The organism is Citrobacter sp. Cpo142 (assembly GCF_030332425.1).
GTDB lineage: Bacteria > Pseudomonadota > Gammaproteobacteria > Enterobacterales > Enterobacteriaceae > Citrobacter > Citrobacter portucalensis.
Map to the genome: position 1 here is coordinate 23,310 of NZ_JAOWHW010000091.1, position 22,415 is coordinate 45,724.

Consider the following 22,415-nt stretch of genomic DNA (forward strand, 5'->3'; position numbering starts at 1 on the left):
GACTAGTTTCGGTTACGGGTGACTTTTATCACGTCCGGCATGACGCGGATTTTGCGCATGATATTCGCCAGGTGCACACGATCGCGAGCGGTCAGGCGAATAAAGGCGCTATAAACGCGGCCATCTTTCTCTTCCGTATTCAGACTTTGAATATTGGAGGTGGTCGTGTTGATTGCCGCCGTCAGGTTCGCCAGAGCACCTTGGTGGTTAAACATATCCACCTTAATCTCGGTGATGAATTCCTGCTCCGTCTCTTTATCCCATTCCACCGCCATAAACTTCTCTGGCTCTTTCTGGTAGCCACGAATATTACGGCAGGACTCATGGTGGATCACCAGACCTTTACCCGGACTGACGTGGGCAATGATTGGATCGCCTGGAATTGGACGACAGCATTTCGCGAAGGTGATCAGTACGCCGTCAGCGCCTTTGATCGGCAGATGACCATGGCCGGATTGTGCTGGTACGTTCGCTGTTGCTTCGCCCTGCTGGAGGTTTTTCGCTACCACCACGCTCATGGCGTTACCCAGACCGATTTCTGCGAGCAGATCGTCAAGCGTGGCGAGCTTCATGCGCTCAAGCTCACGCTGAATGCTCTCTGGCGGGATCTCAGCCAGTTTACGGCTACCGCCCAGGGCATGGTTGAGCAGTCGACGCCCCAGACTGACGGAATCATCGCGCTTGAGGTTTTTCAACAGTTGGCGAATCTTGGCGCGCGCTTTCGAACTGACGACGAAGTTTAGCCACGCGGCATTCGGACGTGCGCCCGGCGCGGTAATAATCTCAACTGTCTGACCGCTAAAGAGCGGTTGTGAAAGCGGGTAAGGCTGTCTGTCTACGCGTGCGCCGACGCAGGCGTGACCGATATCGGTATGCACAGCGTAGGCGAAGTCGACAGGTGTTGCACCGGCAGGCAGTTCGACAATGCGCCCTTCCGGTGTGAAAACATAAATCTCATCCGGGAAGAGATCAGATTTAACGCTTTCAATAAATTCAAACGAGCTACCGGCGCTCTGCTGCAGTTCCAGCAAGCTTTGCATCCAGCGCTGAGCGCGGATTTGCGCAGTGGTGCTGCTTTCGCCGCCGTGCTCTTTGTAAGCCCAGTGCGCTGCGACACCCATCTCTGCCATCTGGTCCATGTCTTCAGTACGAATCTGTACTTCAACCGGGACGCCATGAGGGCCGATCATTGAGGTGTGCAAAGACTGATATCCGTTCGCTTTCGGAATGGCGATATAGTCTTTCACGCGACCAGGGCGTGGTTTGTACAGGCTGTGCATCTGGCCGAGTACGCGATAGCAGGTATCGGAATCATGAACGATGACGCGAAATGCGTAGATATCCATGATGGAGTGAAAACGCTGCTCTTTGAGCACCATTTTGCAGTAAATAGAGTACAGGTGCTTCTCACGCCCGCTTACGCGACACGGAATACCAGCCTCCTGCAAACGCCCTTCGATTTCCGAGAGGATTTTTTGGATCATCTCTTTGCGGTTGCCGCGAGCGGCTTTAACCACTTCTTTAATCACGCGATAGCGGTTTGGGTACAGCGCTTCAAAACCCAGCTCTTCCAGCTCGGTTTTAATGTGATGAATACCTAAACGGTGTGCCAGCGGACTATAGATTTCGAGGGTTTCACGGGCGATGCGGCGACGCTTGTCCGGACGTAATGAGCCTAGCGTGCGCATGTTGTGGGTGCGGTCGGCAAGTTTGATGAGAATGACGCGGATATCCTGCACCATCGCCATAATCATCTTGCGAAAGTTTTCAGCTTGCGCCTCTTTCTTATCGCGAAACTTAAGCTTATCAAGCTTCGATACCCCTTCTACCAGCTCTGCAACGCTTTTACCAAAAAGCTGTTCCATGTCCTGATAGGTGGCTGGGGTATCTTCAATCACGTCATGCAGCAGCGCAGCCATCAGCGTTTCGTAGTCGAGTTTCATCTCGGCCAGAATGCAGGCTACCGCTACCGGGTGCGTGATATAGGGTTCACCGCTTGAACGTGTCTGGCCCTCGTGAGCGTCACGTGCAACGAGATACGCCTGCCGAAGACGCTTAATCTGGTCTTCCGGCAGGTAGTTTTGAATCAGTTGATTCAGGCTTTCAAACAGATACAAGGGCGACCCGCTTTGTGATTAACGACGACCTTCAGCAATAGCGGTAACGGCTTGTAATTCAGCGGCTTCCTGCTCTTGCTGTTCCTGGCGCTCACGCACGTCGAGGATCTGGTTGTTGATCAGACCTTCTTCGATTTCGCGCAGCGCGATAACGGTAGTTTTATCGTTTTCTTCCGGTACGAGCGGATCCTTTCCGCCTACCTGCATCTGACGAGCGCGACGCGCGGCGACCAGTACCAGGTCAAAACGGTTACCAATTTTCTCTACAGCGTCCTGAACAGTTACGCGTGCCATACTTAAAATGCTCCACAGGTGAAGAAATGACTGGGCATGATACTGAATGTGGGTTCAGTCTGCCAACAGTTTGCTGATTAAAGCGTCATGACGCTGCTTTTGGCGGCTCATGCGCAGACGTTCGGCGCGAATGATGGTTTTCAAATCGCCCAGGGCGGTGTCGAAATCATCATTCACAATAAGATAATCATATTCGGCGTAATGGCTCATTTCTGCAACAGCTTGCGCCATACGTTTCGCGATCACGTCTTCGCTATCCTGACCGCGGCCACGCAGGCGGCGGTCCAGCTCAATCTTAGACGGTGGCAAAATAAAAATACTGCGCGCATGCGGCATTTTTTCACGAATTTGCTGCGCACCTTGCCAGTCGATATCTAAAAAGACGTCTACGCCGGATGCTAATACTTGCTCAATGGTTTCACGCGAGGTGCCGTAGTAATTACCGAAAACCTCCGCGTGTTCCAGGAACGCGTCTCTGCCAATCATTGTTCTGAATTCATCATGGTTCACAAAGAAATAGTGTTCACCGTGCACTTCCCCCGGGCGCGGTGCGCGCGTGGTGTGCGAAACAGAAACCTGGGTGTCATACAACGGTTGGGTCTTTAATAAAGCCTGAATCAGGCTGGATTTACCCGCGCCACTGGGGGCAGAAACAATATAAAGCGTGCCTTGAGCCATGAGTATCTTAATGTATGTGATTGTCGAAAGAGAGCCTACATACGGGCTTATTATACACGTAGCCGCTATGTGACGTAGCCCTTGTCACACTTTTTGCGCATGTTTATTGCGTTTTGCGTACCAGTTTCCTGTTTTATCGATGATTTGCAGCAATACATGTAAATGTCCGGAAAGCTGTTCGCAGGATGAATTTTTGCCGCTCTGTTTCTATTTCACTTCGCGCTATACCTGCCGGGAAACGTATCGTTCAGCGGAGATAGCATGGGATTATGGAAATGCATAGGGCTGGTTTTGCTAATGGGGTATCTACCCGCATGGGCGGTATGCCCCGTCTGGTCGCCTGCCAGGGCAAACGAGGAAATTTCACGACTACAGCAGCAGATTACACAGTGGAATGACAGTTACTGGAAACAAGGGGAAAGTGCCGTAGACGACGGCGTTTATGACCAGCTCAATGCGCAACTAATTCAATGGCAGCGCTGTTTTGGCGATGAAGCCCCATCAGATCTTTCTGCGCCCCCAATAAGTGGCACCGTCTCGCATCCTGTTCCCCATACGGGCGTTCGAAAACTTGCTGATAAGCAAGCGCTACAGCAATGGATGCACGCTCGCAGCAATCTCTGGGTGCAACCGAAGGTGGATGGCGTGGCGGTGACGTTAGTCTATCGCAATGGCAATCTGGTACGGGCGATTAGCCGTGGTAATGGCCTGCAAGGCGAAGACTGGACGCAAAAGGTTCTGCAGATCCCTTCCGTACCACATTCCACCAGGGGGAAACTCGCTAACAGTACGTTGCAGGGTGAGATATTTTTGCAGCAAGAGGGGCATATTCAGAAGCAGAGCGGGGGAATGAATGCCCGCTCGAAGGTTGCTGGATTGATGATGCGCCAGGGCAATCCGGAAATGTTACGCTCGCTGGCAATTTTTATCTGGGCCTGGCCTGATGGTCCGGCGGTCATGTCTGAAAGACTGGAGCAGCTCACGGCTGCCGGGTTCAGTTACACGCAACGCTATACTCAGGCCGCGAAGAATGCGGATGACGTCGAAAAGTCGCGCATCAGGTGGTGGAGTTCAGCATTACCTTTTGTGACGGATGGTGTCGTGGTGCGAACGGCAAAAGAACCACGGGCACAGTATTGGCTACCCGGACAGGGTGACTGGCTGGCGGCGTGGAAACATCCTCCCGTGACGAGGGTATCTGAGGTAACGGGTATTCAGTTCTCCGTTGGTAAAAGCGGGAAAATTGCGGTGGTTGCATTGCTGACTCCCGTCATGCTGGATGATAAACGCGTACAGCGCGTCAATATTGGCTCCGTCCGACGCTGGAATGAATGGGATATCGCGCCTGGCGATCAGATTCTGGTGAGCCTGGCCGGACAAGGGATACCCCGTATAGACGAGGTGGTCTGGCGCAGCACTCAGCGTACTAAGCCAATACCCCCCGAGGGGCGCTTCAATTCATTAACCTGTTTTTATGCTACAGCGGAGTGCCAGGAACAGTTTGTTGCCAGACTGGTCTGGCTGGGTGGCAAAGAGGTGCTGGGGCTGGAGGGGATCGGCGAGGCGGGATGGCGAAAGCTCAACCAGGTGTATCGCTTTGAACATATCTTTTCCTGGCTTGGGTTAACTCAGGAACAGTTACAGTCCACACTTGGTGTAATCAAAGGGGAGAAGCTGTGGCATCAGTTCAACCTGTCGCGCGATCTCCCGTTCACGCGCTGGGTGATTGCTATGGGAATACCGTTAACACAGGCAACGCTAAATGCCAGCCGGGATAGTTCGTGGCAGCAGTTACAGGCGCGCAGTGAACAAAGCTGGCGGCACTTGCCTTTCATGGGTGAGCGGCGGGCACGCCAGGTGATGCAGTGGCTGGAGAATAGAGAAATCACTGCGCTGAGCAACTGGTTAGCTGCTCAGCGGATCGCGGGCTTTATGCCTTAATGGCCTTCATGGCGATAGTAAAATACCGGTAGCCCTAACTTCAGGCGCAGCGCCAGCAGTCGGGCGGTAAAGCCGAAGAGCAGGGTAGAGATAACCACTACATCGTGACTGGAGACATAATGTTGCAGCACGATGTACAACACAGCAGCGGCGAATGATACGCCAGCATACAGCTCTTTCTGGAACACTAACGGGATGCGTTTGCAGAACATGTCGCGTAATACGCCACCGAAGACGCCGGTCGTGACCGCAGCGACCACGGCGATAATCGGTCCATGGCCCATATCCAGTGCCACCTGAGCACCGATAATAGAAAAGACCACAAGGCCCAGCGCATCCAGTACGAGGAATATTTTGCGCAGATAGGGCATGACGGGAGCAATAATGGTGGTGAGTACCGCAGCGGTCGCCACGATAATGACGTATTCAGGGTGCTTTACCCAGCCAAGAGGATAGTGGCCGAGAAGAATATCGCGTACCGATCCGCCGCCAATGGCCGTCGCGGTGGCAATGATGATGACGCCAAATGTATCCATACGACGACGCCCAGCAGCAAGCGCACCGGTCATGGCTTCGGCAGTAATACCAATTAAATATAAAACGTGTAACAGCATGTATTCCCCCTGATTTGCTGGGGGCTAAGGTTAACGATTTGTGCGCCTTGTCACGATTGAGATTTTCTAAGGTGAAGTGATTTTAATAACTACAGCTAATGATGGTTTGGCGAAAATACCATATGATATGCGATATCACGATATTAATGATGTTGATAAATGATGAGAAAATATAATGCGTAGTGGGAGGTTATAAACATGCTCATCGGAAAAAACGCGTAGAGCCGCCGTTTACTGGCGAGCCACGTATGATATTTCATCAAACTGTCCCCCTGACCATAGGACAAGTTGACACTCCAGAAGCCATTAGGGACGTCATCCTGAGTAAACTCTGATATGCAGCGGCTTCTATTCTGAAAAATGGTTCCCCTCAGCTATCGCCTCTATGCGTGTAGGCGCATTTACAGCAAAATTTTCAGCATTAAGTGAGTCGGAGTGATAGACATGAGCGTAAGAGAGGAAATTCAGGATGGCAGAGAGGCTGGAATTTTAAGAAGCGGGATAATCTACACCGAAGTTTTGGGGTGGGTAGATATGGGACACGCTCGAGGAGATGATGTCAGAAAGTTACTCTCGGATATGCATCAAGGCGAGCATTCAGGAAAGGATTATTACGATGTAAAATACACTCAAAGCATGGGAAGAGGAGGCCTCACAATTGGGAAGTTTATCAGATGGAGAATTAGAAAAGGGCGCAGCTTATTTGAGCGATATAGTATAGCGCTTTCCATGATGATGGCGCTTGCTCATCGTTTTGAAGGTTTACAGTCAAATTTCCCCTTTTTTCTTTACACCGACAGCGGTTTCAGTGGTGAGGATTTAGTATCCGATTTGCTGGGATTCTACCGCGTCTTCTCATATAGTAACCCATTCCCGCTATTGCAGCCCGTCAGCAAAGAGGAAGCCCTCAGACGTTGGGATTATTATGGTCCAATAGGCTCTTTTAAAAACACCTCATTCCAACCGATTTTATTTCCCGATCCGATGAAATCAGCTTTAGCTCTTCCTGTAAAAGGTGTTTTACCTTCATTCATGAGAACAGTGATACCTTACAGCGACTTCAGTTCTGGTAACGTTAAAATAGTTTCCAGAGATGGAACGGTCGTTAACTGGTAAAAAAGGGAAACATATGAAACAGGCAGTCATAATAGTGCTGATGGTAATAGCTATATGCAGCTCTTATTTCTGGCCTAATATTAAAATGAGACTTGCAGGTAACGCACAATATACAGAGTTTGATAAAGCCAAATATGATTATTACACTCCCAAAGTTTTAAAAAAAATGCCGAGAATATCCCAAGTGTATGACTTTAATTATACGAACATTTCTGGCCCTAAGGCTGATGTATGGAGTGTGACGTTCTATAATACCAGGGATACGTGGAAAATTAGTGAATATCTCTCAATGGCGGGCTATGAAAAACAGGAAAAATGCGATATAGAGGCAGAATGCTGGCGCCTCAGGGGATCTGATGAAGTACTGACAGTTGTGAATATGAACAGCAGCAACGCTGTTCGGGTTGATATTCTGAAGAGTCTTTATAACGACAAATATATGCCAGATAAATAATTACTCCAATTTTATATCAATCAGCACTTATTGGCGGTAGGGATAGCCCGCATTTAGCAGGCTATCCTGTGCTTTACGATAGTATAGGTATGGTACGCAAAATTACTCGATATTCTGAATCTGCTCGCGCATTTGCTCGATCAGTACCTTCAGTTCAATCGCGGAATTCGTCACTTCGGCATTGATAGACTTGGATGCCAGAGTGTTCGACTCACGGTTGAATTCCTGCATCATGAAGTCCAGACGACGGCCAACGGCCTCTTTTTTCTTCAGAATGTTGTAGGTTTCTTTGACGTGGGCTTCCAGACGATCTAATTCTTCTGCCACATCGATACGCTGCGCCATCAGCACCAGTTCTTGCTCAAGGCGGTTATTCTCCAACTGCACCTGGGCGTCTTCCAGTTTGGCAACCAGACGCTCGCGCTGCCATTGCAGGATTTCCGGCATATGAGCACGCACTTTTGTGACTTCAGCACTGACGCCTTCCAGACGCTGCTCGATCAGCGCTTTCAGCGCCTGACCTTCGGTTTCACGCGCAACGATGAAGTCATCCAGCGTACCATCAAGCGCGGCGAGGATTTCGGCGGCAATGGCGTCCAGATCCTGCTCCTGGGCAGCCATTACGCCTGGCCAGCGCAGGATATCAACCGGGTTGATTTCACCTTCATCGCTCTGCATTTTGACCCAGTTAGCAGCGCTAACGAGCTGTTTAGCGAGTTTTTCATTCAGAATCAGCTCGCCTTGCGCGCTGGCATCAGGCTCAAAACGCAGCGTACATTCGACTTTACCGCGCGTCAGACGCGTGCGAATACGTTCGCGAACAACGGGTTCGAGACTACGGAACTGCTCCGGCAGGCGAAAATAAGTTTCCAGATAACGCTGGTTTACCGAGCGCATTTCCCAGGTGGCGCTACCCCATTCACCCTTGATTTCACGCCGGGCGTAGGCTGTCATGCTGCGGATCATAGACGTTCCTGTTTTTAAAGATGAGATGGGAGGATTATAGCCATCCGCGTCTTGTCAGGATAGGAATAACAGTCGGAAGTCCGTATAATGCGCAGCCACATTCGTTTCAAGCCGGAGATTTTATCATGCGTCCAGCAGGTCGTAGTGCCAATCAGGTGCGTCCCGTCACCCTGACCCGTAATTATACAAAACATGCTGAAGGCTCCGTGCTGGTCGAATTTGGTGATACCAAAGTGCTGTGTACCGCCTCTATTGATGAAGGCGTACCGCGTTTTCTAAAAGGTCAGGGCCAGGGCTGGATCACCGCAGAATATGGCATGCTGCCACGCGCTACGCACACCCGTAACGCCCGTGAAGCGGCAAAAGGTAAGCAGGGCGGTCGTACCATGGAAATCCAGCGTCTGATCGCCCGCGCGCTGCGCGCTGCTGTTGATCTGAAAACGCTCGGCGAATTCACAATTACGCTGGACTGCGATGTTATTCAGGCCGATGGTGGTACGCGCACCGCTTCAATTACCGGCGCATGCGTTGCGTTGGCTGATGCGCTGAACAAGCTGGTGGCGAGCGGTAAGCTGAAAACTAACCCGATGAAAGGGATGGTCGCCGCGGTTTCCGTGGGCATTGTGAACGGTGAAGCACTCTGTGACCTTGAGTACGTTGAAGACTCTGCTGCTGAAACCGACATGAACGTAGTGATGACTGAGGACGGTCGCATTATAGAGGTTCAGGGCACGGCGGAAGGCGAACCGTTCAGCCATGAAGAACTTCTCACCCTACTGGCATTGGCTCGAGGGGGAATCGAATCCATTGTAGCGACGCAGAAGGCGGCGTTAGAAAATTGATTTTAAAGGCGACTGATGAGTCGCCTTTTTTTTGTCTGTAATAAAGTGAGATGAGGAGCGAATCCATGAAACCGTATCAGCGCCAGTTTATTGAGTTTGCGCTTAGCAAGCAGGTACTAAAGTTTGGCGAATTTACGCTGAAATCCGGGCGCAAAAGCCCCTATTTCTTCAACGCCGGGCTGTTTAATACCGGGCGCGACCTGGCACTGTTAGGCCGTTTTTATGCCGAAGCGCTGGTGGATTCCGGTATCGAGTTCGATTTGCTGTTTGGTCCTGCCTACAAAGGTATTCCGATTGCGACCACAACGGCCGTTGCGCTGGCGGAACACCACGATAAAGATTTGCCATACTGCTTTAACCGTAAAGAGGCGAAGACCCATGGTGAAGGCGGTAATCTGGTCGGTAGCGCACTAGAGGGGCGCGTGATGCTGGTGGATGATGTTATCACCGCAGGTACGGCGATTCGTGAGTCGATGGAAATTATCCAGGCGAATGGCGCCACTCTGGCGGGGGTACTGATTTCTCTCGATCGTCAGGAACGCGGTCGCGGCGAGATTTCCGCTATTCAGGAAGTGGAACGTGATTATGGCTGCAAGGTGATTTCTATCATTACCCTGAAAGATCTGATTGCGTATCTGGAAGAGAAACCAGAGATGGCGGAACATCTGGTGGCAGTACGGGCCTATCGCGAAGCGTACGGCGTTTAATAACTGCCGGATGGCGCTGCGCTTATCCGGCCTACGTAACCCCGTAGGCCGGACAAGACGAAATCGCTACTGCAATTGAGCGGCAACCAACGGCCAGCGGGTGTCAAAATCATCCGTTGGGCGGTATTTAAATTCGCTACGTACAAACCGGGACAGCATACCTTCGCAGAAAGCCAGTAACTGGCTGGCCAGCAGCGTTTCATCCACGGTGTAGCCTTCACCTTCACGCATTCTTTTTTCTCGCAGAACCTGGCGCAACTGCGCTTCAATGCGCTCAAAAAGTTGGTTAATGCGACCTTGCAGACGGTCTTGCTCGAACATCAACGCGTGTCCGGTCAGAATTCGTGTCAGGCCAGGATTACGCTCACCAAACCCTAAAATCAGCAGAACGATCAGGCGCAGACGCGCGTTGGTGTCCTTTTCATCTTTCAAAATCAGATTGATACGCGTAATCAAACTATCTTCGATAAACTCAATCAGGCTATCGAACATACGGGTCTTGCTGGGGAAATGGCGATACAATGCCGCTTCGGATACGCCAACTGAGGCTGCCAGCTTTGCTGTGGTGATGCGTTGGCTACCATCGCTGGACTCAAGCATCAGTGCCAGAGACTGAAGTATTTCTTCGCGACGATTCCTTTTCGCAGTTTGCTTTTCTACCATGTTACAAAATACCCCTGAAAATAAGCTCTTGCCAGGCAGGCATCCACACAGCGACCGCAAACTGTTGTTTGCGGTGTGTTATTGCGTTATTACGCTATGGGATACTTTTCTGCGGGTTACTTGCGCCCGGAATGGCCGAAGCCACCTTCGCCACGATCGGTGGCTTCAAACTCTTCCACCAGATTAAATTCAGCCTGCACGACCGGTACAAATACCATCTGCGCGATACGTTCGCCCGGCTCAATAGTGAAGCTGTCCTGACCACGGTTCCAGATGGACACCATCAGTTGGCCCTGGTAGTCGGAATCAATCAAACCAACCAGATTGCCCAGCACGATACCGTGCTTATGGCCCAACCCGGAGCGCGGGAGCATCACCGCTGCCAGAGAAGGATCGGCAATGTGGATAGCTAACCCGGTTGGCACCAGCGTTGTTGCGCCCGGCGCCAGTTCTACGGCGTCATCAAGACAAGCACGCAGGTCAAGTCCGGCAGAACCAGAAGTGGCGTACGTCGGGAGCGGAAATTGTTGCCCTACGCGCGGGTCCAGAATCTTAACGTCGATTTTTTTCATCATAACGGGTCACGATCTCGTCGAGTAATAATTGGCCCAGGAGTTCTTTACGCTCAAGCGGTAAGACTTTGTCTCCATCCTGCCAAAAAAGGTGTAATGCGTTGCTATCGCTGTTAAACCCTTGAGTAGACAGCGAAACGTCGTTCGCACAGATCACATCAAGGTTTTTGCGGATGCGTTTTTGCCGGGCATATTCTTCCACATTATTTGTTTCGGCGGCAAACCCAACGACAAAAGGACGATTAACATCCAGTGCGGCAACACCGGCGATAATGTCCGGGTTTTTGACCATTTTTACTGTTAATTCATCACCCTGCGTCGCTTGTTTTTTTATTTTTTCGTGGGCGACAGTTTCAGCGCGATAATCAGCGACTGCAGCGCAGCCGATAAAAATATGCTGTTGTTGCACTGCAGATTGCACAGCGGCTTCCATTTCCAACGCGGTCATCACATCAACCCGCTGAACAAATGGTGGTGTGGATAACGAAACCGGACCCGATACCAGTGTGACGTTTGCCCCGCGCTTTGCGGCAGCGGCCGCGATTGCAAACCCCATCTTCCCGGAACTGTGGTTGGAAATATAACGCACGGGATCAAGCGGTTCACGCGTCGGACCCGCCGTAATCATGATGTTGAGATGTTGCAGATCGTTGACAGGTGAAAAATGTTCTGCCGCCATATCCACAATCGTTAACGGATCCAGCATACGTCCAGGGCCGATATCACCACATGCCTGGCTACCGCTGTCAGGGCCCCAAATGAGCAAACCGCGTGAGGCAAGAATACCCAGATTGTGCTGAGTCGCGGCAGCGCGATACATTTGCTGGTTCATGGCTGGCAGTACAGCAACAGGAGCAGGCGTTGCCAGACAAATCGTTGACACCAGGTCGTTGGCCATACCTGCGGCGACACGAGCAATCAGGTCTGCTGTAGCGGGTGCCAGGATGACCAAATCGGCCCATTTTCCCAGCTCAATGTGGCCCATCGCGGCTTCGGCTGCGGGGTCAAGCAGGCTGTCGGAAACGGGATAACCTGAAACCGCCTGTAAACTCAGGGGAGTAATAAATGCTTTTGCCGCTTCGGTCATCGCCACGCGGACATCAGCGCCGCGTTCCCGTAAACGACGCACCAGCTCAGGGGTCTTGTACGCAGCAATACCGCCACTGACGCCAAGTACGATTTTTTTACCGGCCAGGCTCATCATGATCTTTCCTGTTGGGTTTCACCAGAAGGCGGATATTTTATCACAATCCGCAATTTGTCGTGCTTTTGACCGTACTCCACTTTGCGAGGCGCTACGAAGAAGTGAAAACAGCGCGTCGATTCACCGTCGGTGTTATGCCACTATGCGGACGCGAGAGGAGGGAGAAGCATGGAAAATACAGGAAGTATGATGCCCCGGGAAAAGCTGTTGGCACAGGGGGCCAGTTCTCTGACCGATGTTGAGCTTCTGGCTCTTTTTTTACGTACCGGTATTCAGGGTAAAGATGTGCTTACGCTGGCGAAAGAGATGCTTCAGCATTTTGAGTCGCTGTATGGCCTGTTGTCTGCTGATTACATGGATTTTAGCTATGTTCAGGGAATCGGTATCGCGAAGTACGCACAGTTGAAGGGGATTGCGGAGCTGGCAAGACGCTACTACAAAGTGCGAGTGATAGAGGAGCGTGCTCTACTGAGTCCGGAAATGGCGCGAGAATTTCTGCAAAGCCAGCTTTCGCAAGAGGAACGCGAGATCTTTCTGGTGATCTTTATGGATTCTCAACATCGCGTGATTAAACACAGCAAACTTTTTTCCGGTACGCTTAGCCATGTCGAGGTACATCCGAGAGAAATTGTCCGGGAAGCGATAAAAATGAATGCTTCTGCGGTGATCCTTGCGCATAATCACCCTTCGGGGTGTGCAGAGCCGAGTAAAGCAGATAAACTCATCACCGAGCGTGTTGTGAAATGCTGTCAGTTCATGGATATCCGGGTGCTTGATCATCTGGTCATTGGGCGCGGAGAGTACGTTTCTTTTGCGGAACGCGGTTGGATTTAACGCACTTTACGCGATCCATCGGGATCTTTGTCTGTTCGGGACTTGAGCACATCGCTGACTCAGCGTATACTACGCCACCTTTGAGAATCTCGGGTTTGGCATTTGGGCCTGGCAATCGAGAGTTCGCAAATACGCAAAATCATTCTTGTTGCGTCCAATGACGAGGCAACATTGAAAGATTAAGTGTATTGAACTGCGATAACCGGGCTGAGAAGCCTGACGAGGCGCCAATACCCCATACGAAGCTCGAGCTAATTTGATTTTTGGAGAATAGACATGTCCCGAGTCTGCCAAGTTACTGGCAAGCGTCCGGTGACCGGTAACAACCGTTCCCACGCACTGAACGCGACTAAACGCCGTTTCCTGCCTAACCTGCACTCTCACCGTTTTTGGGTTGAGAGCGAGAAGCGTTTTGTCACCCTGCGTGTATCTGCTAAAGGTATGCGTGTTATTGATAAGAAAGGCATCGAAACAGTTCTGTCTGAACTGCGTGCCCGTGGCGAAAAGTACTAAGTACTAAGAGGAAATAAATCATGGCTAAAGGTATTCGTGAGAAAATCAAGCTGGTTTCTTCTGCTGGTACTGGTCACTTCTATACCACTACGAAGAACAAACGTACTAAGCCGGAAAAACTGGAACTGAAAAAGTTCGATCCAGTTGTTCGTCAGCACGTTTTATACAAAGAAGCGAAAATCAAATAATTTTCGTTTTGATGTAAAGAAAAACCCTGCCTCGGCGGGGTTTTTTGTTTTCTGGCCGTCCCCATATTAATGAGACCTGACATACCGCCGGAGATACTATGCCTGAATTACCTGAAGTCGAAACCAGCCGCCGTGGTATTGAGCCGCATCTGGTGGGAGCAACGATTATGCACGCGACGGTGCGTAACGGTCGTTTGCGTTGGCCAGTATCTGAGGAAATCTATCGGCTGAGTGATCAACCTGTCCTCAGCGTACAGCGGCGCGCGAAATACCTGCTGCTAGAACTGGCGGATGGCTGGATAATCATTCATCTGGGGATGTCGGGTAGCTTGCGTATCCTTCCTGAAGAGCTTCCGGCAGACAAGCACGACCACGTTGACTTAGTGATGAGCAACGGCAAAGTTCTGCGTTATACCGATCCCCGTCGCTTTGGCGCCTGGCTGTGGACTAAAGAACTGGATGGACATAATGTCCTCGCCCATCTTGGCCCTGAGCCGCTGAGCGACGATTTCAACGCCAATTATCTACAGCAGAAATGTGCAAAGAAGAAAATGGCGATTAAACCCTGGTTGATGGATAACAAGCTGGTGGTGGGTGTGGGTAATATCTACGCCAGCGAGTCGCTATTTGCGGCTGGGATTCATCCTGACCGTCTTGCGTCATCGCTGTCGAAAGATGAGTGTGAATTGCTGGTACGCGTTATCAAGGCGGTGTTGCTGCGTTCTATTGAGCAGGGCGGGACGACGCTGAAAGACTTTCTGCAAAGTGACGGTAAGCCTGGCTATTTTGCCCAGGAGCTGCAGGTCTATGGGAGAGAAGGTGAACCGTGTCGTGCATGCGGCGCACCGATTGTTGCGACAAAACACGCCCAGCGTACAACGTTCTATTGCCGTCGCTGTCAGAAATAGTGTCATTGCTGGCCGGATGCTGCATCCGGCCAGGTGCATTACTTCAGTTTACTCATTAACGCCTGATGGACGTTTTCCGGCAAAAAGTGTGTCACGTCACCCTGGTGGCGGGCAACTTCTTTCACCAGTGACGATGAGATAAAAGACCACTCTTTAGATGGCATCAGAAAAACGCTTTCCAGTTGCGGCATAAGGTGGCGGTTCATATGGGCCAGCTGCATTTCATATTCAAAATCGGCTACCGCGCGCAGGCCACGGATCAAAATGTTCGCCTGATTATCACGGGCAAAGTTTGCCATCAGATCGCTGAATCCCAGCACTTCCACATTGCCAAGATGCGCCGTTGCCTGTTGTGCCAGCTCAACGCGCTCTTCCAGAGTAAACATCGGCTTTTTACTGGGGCTTGCGGCAATCGCCAGAATTACGTGATCAAACATGCTTGTAGCACGCGTCACGATATCAAGGTGGCCGTTAGTAATAGGATCAAAGGTTCCTGGATAAATCGCCCGTTTTTGCATGACTTGCCTCAATGCGTTTTGGGTGGCAGGTAAGGTTCCAGCAGTTGCAGCAGACGCTGTAGCGCGCCCTGATTTTGATACAGAACTTCAACTGCGTGACGGCCATAAAAATTACGATAATCTGCATCGGTCAGTAAGGAAGAGACCTCTTTCACCAGCGTAGTTGCGTCGGTGACGGTGATCAATCCGCTTGCCTGTTCGAGACGGGCGCAAATATCTTTAAAATTAAACGTATGTGGTCCCATCAACACCGGAATAGCATGCGCTGCCGCTTCCAGCGGGTTGTGTCCACCACGTTCAACCAGTGAACCGCCGACAAAAGCAAGGTCGGCAATGCCATACAGCAACATCAGCTCACCCATGGTATCGCCGATCACAACCTGAGTACCTGATGATGGAACTTCACCCGAAGAACGAGTGGTATAGCTTAGTCCAGCCTGGCGTACAAGGTTAATGGCATCCGGGAACCGTTCTGGATGTCTGGGAACCAGAATCAATAAAAGATTCGGGAACTGATTTAATAACGCCTGATGAGCGGCAATGATGATGCTTTCTTCACCGTCGTGGGTGCTGGTTGCAATCCATACCGGGCGGTGAGGCGCCCATTGACGACGTAATGTCACCGCTTTTGCGGCCAGTTGCGGTGTGACGGATATATCAAACTTCAGGCTGCCAGTAACGGTGACTTGATTGCTTCTGGCGCCAAGCGTAATAAAACGTGCGCCATCTTCTTCGTTTTGTGCGGCAATCAACGTAATTCGACGCAGTAGTCTGCCAACAAATTTACCTAATTTCGCATAACCAGCGGCTGAACGAGCAGAAAGCCGTGCGTTGGCAATGACCAGAGGAATGTGGCGCTTATGGAGTGCCGCGATCAGATTTGGCCACAGCTCGGTTTCCATAATTAACACCAGTTTGGGGTCAACTTTATTCAGAAAACGGTTCAGGGCATCCGGTAAATCGTAAGGCAGATAAATATGCTGAACGTCAGTGCCAAAAGCAGATTGTACCCGCTCGGAACCGGTTGGCGTCATGGTGGTGACCGTGATCGGCAAGTCGGGATAACGGTGGCGCAGAGCGCGGACTAATGGGATTGCAGCCAGCGTTTCGCCCACAGAAACCGAATGAAGCATGATGCCGCCGGGTTTTAGCGGGCGGCGATAAAAGCCGTAGCGTTCGCCCCAGCGTTTACGGTAGGCCGGAGCCTTACGTCCGCGCACCCAAAGCCGTATCCAGATCAAAGGCTGAATAAGGTAGAGCAATGTGGTGTAAAGCAACTCAAGCATGGGCGTTAGCTGGCTAATGGATGTGCTGTGGATTCTATGTATTTACCCGGTGCTTTGCTATTACTTTTGCCATTCAGGGACCAATTAGACGCTAAAGTGGTCAATCTGACGTGTGATAGACCATTAAGTTACATTCTGGCGTAACTCTTTGAAATTAAAGTCAGGGGCTAGAGAGGATAACAAAATTGGTTTTAAAGTTGACATTAATCTGCGCTAATGAATTGATTGGAAAGACGAAAAGAAAAATGTGCTTAACTTTTATTCGTATCGGATTGCCACTAAAGAAGTGGTACACTAGCGCGCAAAATTTTAGTGCGATATCAGTAATCAGGCAACTGTTGAGCTTGGGGCGGTAGCGTGCTTTTTTTTGCTTAACGGTATCGGACACTCTCAACAAAAGAGCCGCTTGTGGAAAAGTTATTCAGAAATATCCTGGTCATTAAAATGCGTTTTCATGGCGATATGCTGCTGACAACCCCCGTCATCAGTACATTAAAACGTAACTATCCTGATGCCAAAATCGATGTGCTCCTTTACGAAGACACAAAGCCGATTTTATCTGAAAATCCGGAAATTAATGCGCTATATGGAATCAGTAAGAAAAACGCCACGACAAAAAAGAAAATCGCTAATTTCATTTCATTAATAAAAAAATTACGCCAAAACCAATATGATTTAGTAATCAACTTGACCGATCAGTGGCTGGTTGCACTATTGGTCCGCTTTTTGTCCGCTGATACAAAACTTTCTCCTGATTTCCCGCACCGTCAGAAGCCTTTCTGGCAGAAGAGCTTTACGCATCTTGTGCCGATTACTGGCGACCATATCGTCGAGCGTAACCTGTCGATTCTGAATCCACTTGGGCTTAAAACACTCAAGCATGAACTGTCCATGCACTACGCTCCTTCCCATTGGAAAAATATCCATGAACAGCTAAAACAGCTCAACGTGGGTGAGCGCTATGTGGTTATTCAGCCAACCGCACGTCAGATCTTTAAATGTTGGGATAACGAGAAATTTTGTGAGGTTATTGATGCCTTACAGGAACAAGGTTATCCGGTTGTGCTGACCTCTGGACCTGGGAAGGAAGACCAGGAATGTATCCATGATATTGCTGAGGGATGCAAATTATCTCCCGTCACCGCGCTTGCGGGTAAAACGACGTTTCCTGAATTGGCTGCTCTCATTGATCATGCGGCGTTGTTTATCGGTGTTGACTCCGCGCCTATGCATATTTCCGCAGCGGTGAAGACCCCTATCATTTGTTTGTTTGGCGCGACGGATCATATCGCATGGCGGCCATGGGCGGAAAATGTCACGCTGCTATGGGCTGGAAACTATCAGCCAGTACCGCCAAGAGAGCAGCTGGACCGCAGTTATAAATATCCGTCAGTGATCCCTGCGAAAGATGTTATTAACGCCGCCTGGCAAGTGCTCAATGGCGACGCGCCAGAAATTGAGGTGAATGCACAATGATTGTTGCCCTCTGTCTGTACAAATATTTTCCCTATGGTGGGCTACAGCGTGACTTTATGCGTATCGCTAAAACGATCGCGGCGCGCGGGCATCATGTCCGAGTCTATACACGAGCCTGGCAAGGGGAGCGCCCGGCGGAATTTGAGTGCGTTGATGTCCCGGTTACCGCACATTCCAACCATGGAAGAGATAAACAGTATCAGACGTGGGTTCAGCAGCATTTAACTCAGTACCCGGCAGACCGTGTCCTGGGTTTTAATAAAATGCCGGGGCTGGATTATTACTACGCAGCGGATGTGTGTTATGCGGCGAAGGTAGCGAAAGAAAAGGGGTTCTTGTATCGCTTAACGGCGCGATACCGTCACTACGCAGCCTTTGAGCAAGCTGTGTTTAAACCAGGGATGAAGACAAAGTTGCTGATGCTGACTACAAAACAAATCCTTGATTTTAAAATGTATTACCATACGGAAGACGAGCGCTTTCAGCTTCTTCCGCCCGGCATCTATCCCGATAGAAAATACAGTAGCCAGGCCCCCGGTAGCCGTGAACGCTACCGTGAAGCCATCGGCATCACTCCGGATCACTTCTTATTGTTGCAGGTTGGTTCTGATTTTTCACGAAAAGGGGTCGGCCGCTCAATTGCCGCTGTTGCCGCACTGCCTGAGGCTATCCGTCGTCAAACCCAGCTCTTTGTTGTTGGTCAGGATAAACCTCGCGCATTCGCTGCACAGGCAGAAAAAATGGGTGTGAAAGAGAACGTCCATTTCTTTGCTGGGCGTGATGATGTTGCACATCTGATGGCGGCTGCGGACGTGTTATTACATCCGGCGAAGCAGGAAGCTGCGGGAATTGTACTGGTTGAAGCTATCGCAGCGGGTTTGCCTGTGCTCGTGACGGAGGTCTGCGGGTACGCACCTCACGTAGCGGCGGCAGGATGCGGTGTTGTATTGAGTGAACCTTTTGAGCAACATGCGCTTGATGACGATTTGCATAAGGTCCTGGCGGATAGTTCTCTTCGTGAAAAGTGGGCGAAAAATGCGCGGCATTATGCGGATACGCAGGATCTTTATAGTTTGCCAGAACATGTAGCGGATATTATTACAGGTGAATTGCATGGTTGAGTTAAATGAACCCTTTGCCACATTGTGGAAGGGAAAAGACCCATTCATCGAGGTTAGAAAGCTTCAGGGTGAGGTCTTTCGGGAACTAGAAACCCGTCGCACACTTCGTTTTAGCGTTGCTGATAAGAGCTATTTTTTGAAGTGGCACCGAGGTACCACTTATAAAGAAGTCATTAAAAATCTACTGTCACTTCGTATGCCGGTACTGGGTGCCGACCGTGAGTGGAATGCCATACACCGTTTAGCCTCCTTAGGCGTTGATACGATGCATGGCGTTGCATTTGGCGAAACGGGTTGGAATCCGGTAAAGAAAACCTCTTTTATCATTACCGAAGATTTAACGCCAACTATTAGCCTGGAAGATTATTGTGCGAATTGGAGTGTTGAACCCCCGCATCCGCACGTAAAAAGAATGCTGATTCAACGCGTAGCCGATATGGTTCGCGCGATGCATCTTGGCGGTGTTAACCATCGTGATTGTTATATTTGCCATTTCTTACTTCATCTTCCATTTGATGATAAAAATGAAGATAGTCTAAAAATTTCGGTGATCGATCTGCATCGGGCACAAATTAGAAATAAAGTGCCATTACGTTGGCGTAATAAGGATCTTACTGGACTTTATTTTTCATCCGATAATATTGGATTGACGACTCGAGATTATTATAGATTTTTAAAGGTATATTTCAACCGTAACCTGAAAGATATTATTAAGAATGAGGGTGTGTTCATTGAACAGGTTGAAGGAAAAGCCAGAGCCATTCGCGAAAGAACAATTCGAAAATCATTGTGATTTTAACTGTAAAAATATGTTGTAAATGGAATTTGTATTTCATGGAATGAATTCATACTATGTCTCTTCTTGCATTTTTTATTTATAAATATGTGTCGGGTTTTGTTTCAATAGGGTTTATATGAATTCAAATACACAAATGCAAACCTCATGTAAAGGTATTGCAGTTTATTTGTTGTTAGTTTCATTTTGTGTTCTATGTTTTGTTTGGCCTATACAGAATTCTATCTTGCCAGCCAATAGGAATTTCTCCATATATTTAAGTGCAGCTCTAACTTTATACTTTTGCGTTTGTAGAAAATATGTATCTATTGAGCTTAGTCAACTGGCGAAATATGCTATAGCTTTAATTCTTATTTTTCTCGTATTTACACTGGTCAATGGATTATTTGTTGCAGTTGATGTGGGGAAAATGCTGCGCAGCTGGCAGGGACAGTACCTGCGTGCGGGGCTATTATTCTTTGTTGGACTCTTTTTGTATCCAATCTGTAAGTATCATTTTAAAAACGTAACGGCCAATAAGGTATTGTCTTTAGTTGTTCTGTGTTCTCTAGGGGTAATATTTATTCACCTGCTGCAGAATATCTATTTTTATATCAAGACAGGAACGATACTTTGGGGTGAGACGTGGATTGTGCCAACTCGTACCGAGATGAGCTTCCAGATAAACATGGTTTCGGGAATTTTACTGGCAGAACTTGCCTGTCGACTGTTCCTGGGTCGTAAGTATCTAATTTTCAGCAACAAATTGATGGCTGCCTTTATTTTGCTGTGCTTCATCTGTTCAGCATTAGCGAAGACCCGCTGGGGCACTATTGGTCTGATTGGCAGTACGATTTCTATCTGCGTATTTATTGCCTTAAAAGCGATTAGCCGAAAGAACTTGCCGAAGCTCTGTCTGGCTGCACTGGTCGTTACGATAGTAGTAGGCATTATAGGCTACACTTCCTGGCATCAGGACTCCCGCTGGAAAAGCCTAAGCATGGATATGGTTGCTGGCTGGGATCTGGGTATGCACAGTCGTTGCTATAACGGTTTTGATGGCCCGTTGATGCAGGACAGCACTGGCCGCATAATGGATGACTCGAATAGTTGCCGGGCATCGTTTTTCCGTCAGGGGAACGAACTGATCGCTGAATATCCGTTTGGTGCGGGTCCGCGAAAAGATGCATTCTTAGTGCTTCTGCAGGAAAAATATTACGACCCTATTATTCAGCAATCTAACAGCCATTACGGGTTGATTGATGTCGCGCTTCAGAACGGTGTCCTTGGGCTTATCAACTGGCTGGCATTCGTCATGTTGATGATCCTTATTGGCTGGCGTGCATTCTCTCGTGATTTAATAATTCCGGGTCTGTACTTGTCTCTTTTCACGGTGAGCTTCTTGTTCCGTAGTGGTGTAGATAACATGATGCGCGATCACTACCTTGAGCAAAACCTTGCGTTATCAGGTTTAATGCTGGGTCTGATCTTTACGAGTAATAAAATATCACGGGCTAAAAAATGAAAGTTTTAATTATTCGTAGAGATAATATTGGCGACTTGATACTGACAACGCCGCTGATCTCGACTATTGCAAAAGACATGAATTGTAAAGTTGATTTGTTGGTTAACACCTACAATCAATCGATTATCGAAAATAATCCTCATGTAGGTAAAGTTTTCTTATACAGCAAGCTGCACCACCGTTCTAAAGGCACATCTAGCCTTAAGGTATTGTTTCAGCGCCTGAAGACGATTATCGATCTGCGTCGTGCTAAATATGATGTCGCGATTATTGCCAAAGAGCATTGGGATAAACGACCTTTACAGTGGGCAAAATTAGCAGGTGCTAAAAGAATTATCGCTATTGGTAATGACTGCCCGGACATTGTCACCGATGCTATTCCTGAAACTCAGGAGCAGCTTCATCTGGTCAATTTATTGAATAGATTAACGGGACCGCTAGGCTGTACTTCTAAACCAGGTCCGCTGGAGCTGTATGTCACACCACAAGAACTGGCTGATATAAAAGCAAAGATAGAATTTCCACAGGATAATTTACCTGTTTATGGGTTGCAGATAAGTTCCCGAAGAGAAGAACAACAATGGCAAAAAGAAAAGTTTGTTGAGCTTGCTCATAAACTTGCAGCCATACAGGCGTGCCATATTATGTTATTCTGGTCTCCAGGAAAATCAGATAATAAATTACATCCCGGTGATGATGATAAGGCTGATTTTATCAGCGCGCAATGTGCCGATCTGCCGATTATTCCAGTAAGAACGAATAGCGTTCGTGAGCTGATGGCCGGTATGTCACTATGCGATCAGATTGTGACCAGCGACGGCGGTGCCTTGCATATTGCTGCTGGGGTGCGCAAACCAGTGGTGGCGCTGTTCGGCAACAAGGCTGCATGGCTATGGACGCCATGGGGTGTGCCGTACGAAATGCTGCAAGGAAAAGATTATGATGCTCGCAATATTAGCGTCGATGATGTATTTACGCGGTTTGTAAGTCTGCAGGAGCAAGTGCGTAAAAATACGGCAATGGATGAAGCATAAGTTTACTTATTGCTATAGATAAGTTGATATATTGATCTCTATCTGGCGATAGATTAAATAGGTTTTATT

General features: G+C 49.2%; 24 protein-coding genes. 14 read left to right on the forward strand and 10 right to left on the reverse strand.

Annotation, left to right across the window (positions count from 1 at the left end; all coding sequences use genetic code 11):
* Nucleotides 1-2: 2 nt before the first annotated feature.
* Genes spoT through gmk form a run of 3 tightly spaced genes read right to left on the reverse strand, consistent with a single transcriptional unit; the run spans nt 3 to nt 3,089 of the window.
* Nucleotides 3-2,117, reverse strand: a complete 2,115-nt coding sequence (spoT, locus tag OGY18_RS04375) for a bifunctional GTP diphosphokinase/guanosine-3',5'-bis pyrophosphate 3'-pyrophosphohydrolase (protein ID WP_003024038.1) — start codon at nt 2,115-2,117, stop codon at nt 3-5.
* Nucleotides 2,118-2,135: 18 nt separating this feature from the next.
* Nucleotides 2,136-2,411: a DNA-directed RNA polymerase subunit omega gene (gene rpoZ, locus OGY18_RS04380; RefSeq protein WP_000135058.1), complete on the reverse strand. Its 276-nt coding sequence runs from the start codon at nt 2,409-2,411 to the stop codon at nt 2,136-2,138.
* A gap of 54 nt (nt 2,412-2,465) precedes the next feature.
* Nucleotides 2,466-3,089, reverse strand: coding sequence for a guanylate kinase (gmk, locus tag OGY18_RS04385; RefSeq protein WP_003024042.1), 624 nt, complete (start codon nt 3,087-3,089; stop codon nt 2,466-2,468).
* 261 nt (nt 3,090-3,350) lie between these two features.
* On the opposite strand from gmk, the gene ligB reads away from it, so the two are divergent.
* Complete coding sequence (gene ligB, locus OGY18_RS04390) at nt 3,351-5,030, forward strand: NAD-dependent DNA ligase LigB (RefSeq protein WP_286552010.1); 1,680 nt, start codon at nt 3,351-3,353, stop codon at nt 5,028-5,030.
* Here ligB and OGY18_RS04395 read toward each other — a convergent pair.
* Complete coding sequence (locus OGY18_RS04395) at nt 5,027-5,644, reverse strand: trimeric intracellular cation channel family protein (protein WP_003024049.1); 618 nt, start codon at nt 5,642-5,644, stop codon at nt 5,027-5,029. The genes ligB and OGY18_RS04395 overlap by 4 nt on opposite strands.
* A 444-nt stretch (nt 5,645-6,088) precedes the next feature.
* Here OGY18_RS04395 and OGY18_RS04400 point away from each other — a divergent pair, with 444 nt between their 5' ends.
* On the forward strand, nt 6,089-6,760 hold the full coding sequence (locus OGY18_RS04400) for a hypothetical protein (RefSeq protein WP_286552012.1): 672 nt from the start codon (nt 6,089-6,091) through the stop codon (nt 6,758-6,760).
* A gap of 13 nt (nt 6,761-6,773) precedes the next feature.
* On the forward strand, nt 6,774-7,214 hold the full coding sequence (locus tag OGY18_RS04405) for a hypothetical protein (protein ID WP_149335520.1): 441 nt from the start codon (nt 6,774-6,776) through the stop codon (nt 7,212-7,214).
* A 102-nt stretch (nt 7,215-7,316) separates the two neighbouring features.
* Here OGY18_RS04405 and OGY18_RS04410 read toward each other — a convergent pair whose 3' ends face one another.
* Nucleotides 7,317-8,180 (reverse strand): YicC/YloC family endoribonuclease, encoded by an 864-nt coding sequence (locus tag OGY18_RS04410; protein ID WP_003024052.1) that lies wholly within the window; start codon nt 8,178-8,180, stop codon nt 7,317-7,319.
* Between the two features lie 125 nt (nt 8,181-8,305).
* Between OGY18_RS04410 and rph the strand changes: the two genes are divergently transcribed.
* Both rph and pyrE read left to right on the forward strand, forming a co-directional pair.
* Nucleotides 8,306-9,022 (forward strand): ribonuclease PH, encoded by a 717-nt coding sequence (rph, locus tag OGY18_RS04415; RefSeq protein ID WP_003024054.1) that lies wholly within the window; start codon nt 8,306-8,308, stop codon nt 9,020-9,022.
* A 65-nt stretch (nt 9,023-9,087) separates the two neighbouring features.
* Entirely contained in the window at nt 9,088-9,729 is a 642-nt protein-coding gene (gene pyrE / locus OGY18_RS04420) for an orotate phosphoribosyltransferase (protein ID WP_003837602.1), read from the forward strand.
* 66 nt (nt 9,730-9,795) lie between these two features.
* Here the strand turns inward: pyrE and slmA are convergent, their stop codons facing one another.
* The 3 genes from slmA to coaBC form a co-directional block, all read right to left on the reverse strand.
* Entirely contained in the window at nt 9,796-10,392 is a 597-nt protein-coding gene (gene slmA / locus OGY18_RS04425; protein ID WP_003827257.1) for a nucleoid occlusion factor SlmA, read from the reverse strand.
* Between the two features lie 116 nt (nt 10,393-10,508).
* Nucleotides 10,509-10,967 carry a dUTP diphosphatase gene (gene dut, locus OGY18_RS04430; protein ID WP_006687626.1) on the reverse strand — a complete coding sequence of 153 codons (459 nt, stop codon included), beginning with the start codon at nt 10,965-10,967 and terminating at the stop codon, nt 10,509-10,511.
* Entirely contained in the window at nt 10,945-12,165 is a 1,221-nt protein-coding gene (coaBC, locus tag OGY18_RS04435; protein ID WP_122973903.1) for a bifunctional phosphopantothenoylcysteine decarboxylase/phosphopantothenate--cysteine ligase CoaBC, read from the reverse strand. The genes dut and coaBC overlap by 23 nt, the downstream gene beginning before the upstream one ends.
* Before the next feature lie 171 nt (nt 12,166-12,336).
* Between coaBC and radC the strand changes: the two genes are divergently transcribed.
* From radC to mutM, 4 genes are all read left to right on the forward strand, one after another.
* Nucleotides 12,337-13,002 carry a RadC family protein gene (radC, locus tag OGY18_RS04440; protein ID WP_286552015.1) on the forward strand — a complete coding sequence of 222 codons (666 nt, stop codon included), beginning with the start codon at nt 12,337-12,339 and terminating at the stop codon, nt 13,000-13,002.
* 276 nt (nt 13,003-13,278) lie between these two features.
* Entirely contained in the window at nt 13,279-13,515 is a 237-nt protein-coding gene (gene rpmB / locus OGY18_RS04445) for a 50S ribosomal protein L28 (RefSeq protein ID WP_003024071.1), read from the forward strand.
* Nucleotides 13,516-13,535: 20 nt separating this feature from the next.
* A complete protein-coding gene (gene rpmG, locus OGY18_RS04450; protein ID WP_003024094.1) occupies nt 13,536-13,703 on the forward strand; it encodes a 50S ribosomal protein L33 in 168 nt (55 codons plus the stop codon).
* A 98-nt stretch (nt 13,704-13,801) separates the two neighbouring features.
* Complete coding sequence (mutM, locus tag OGY18_RS04455) at nt 13,802-14,611, forward strand: bifunctional DNA-formamidopyrimidine glycosylase/DNA-(apurinic or apyrimidinic site) lyase (protein ID WP_286552017.1); 810 nt, start codon at nt 13,802-13,804, stop codon at nt 14,609-14,611.
* 38 nt (nt 14,612-14,649) lie between these two features.
* Here the strand turns inward: mutM and coaD are convergent, their stop codons facing one another.
* Both coaD and waaA read right to left on the reverse strand, forming a co-directional pair.
* Nucleotides 14,650-15,129: a pantetheine-phosphate adenylyltransferase gene (gene coaD / locus OGY18_RS04460; protein ID WP_003024099.1), complete on the reverse strand. Its 480-nt coding sequence runs from the start codon at nt 15,127-15,129 to the stop codon at nt 14,650-14,652.
* 8 nt (nt 15,130-15,137) lie between these two features.
* Nucleotides 15,138-16,415: a lipid IV(A) 3-deoxy-D-manno-octulosonic acid transferase gene (gene waaA / locus OGY18_RS04465; protein ID WP_003827291.1), complete on the reverse strand. Its 1,278-nt coding sequence runs from the start codon at nt 16,413-16,415 to the stop codon at nt 15,138-15,140.
* A 408-nt stretch (nt 16,416-16,823) separates the two neighbouring features.
* On the opposite strand from waaA, the gene rfaQ reads away from it, so the two are divergent.
* The 5 genes from rfaQ to OGY18_RS04490 all read left to right on the forward strand — a co-directional run bounded on the left by rfaQ (nt 16,824) and on the right by OGY18_RS04490 (nt 22,346).
* On the forward strand, nt 16,824-17,891 hold the full coding sequence (gene rfaQ / locus OGY18_RS04470; protein ID WP_191235916.1) for a lipopolysaccharide core heptosyltransferase RfaQ: 1,068 nt from the start codon (nt 16,824-16,826) through the stop codon (nt 17,889-17,891).
* A complete protein-coding gene (locus OGY18_RS04475; RefSeq protein ID WP_286552022.1) occupies nt 17,888-19,012 on the forward strand; it encodes a glycosyltransferase family 4 protein in 1,125 nt (374 codons plus the stop codon). The genes rfaQ and OGY18_RS04475 overlap by 4 nt, the downstream gene beginning before the upstream one ends.
* The gene (gene rfaP / locus OGY18_RS04480; protein WP_148361320.1) at nt 19,005-19,805 is read left to right on the forward strand and encodes a lipopolysaccharide core heptose(I) kinase RfaP; all 801 of its coding nucleotides are present in this window, start codon (nt 19,005-19,007) and stop codon (nt 19,803-19,805) included. The genes OGY18_RS04475 and rfaP overlap by 8 nt, the downstream gene beginning before the upstream one ends.
* A gap of 121 nt (nt 19,806-19,926) precedes the next feature.
* Complete coding sequence (locus OGY18_RS04485) at nt 19,927-21,312, forward strand: O-antigen ligase family protein (RefSeq protein ID WP_286552025.1); 1,386 nt, start codon at nt 19,927-19,929, stop codon at nt 21,310-21,312.
* A complete protein-coding gene (locus OGY18_RS04490; protein ID WP_003827303.1) occupies nt 21,309-22,346 on the forward strand; it encodes a glycosyltransferase family 9 protein in 1,038 nt (345 codons plus the stop codon). The genes OGY18_RS04485 and OGY18_RS04490 overlap by 4 nt, the downstream gene beginning before the upstream one ends.
* Nucleotides 22,347-22,415 lie beyond the last annotated feature (69 nt).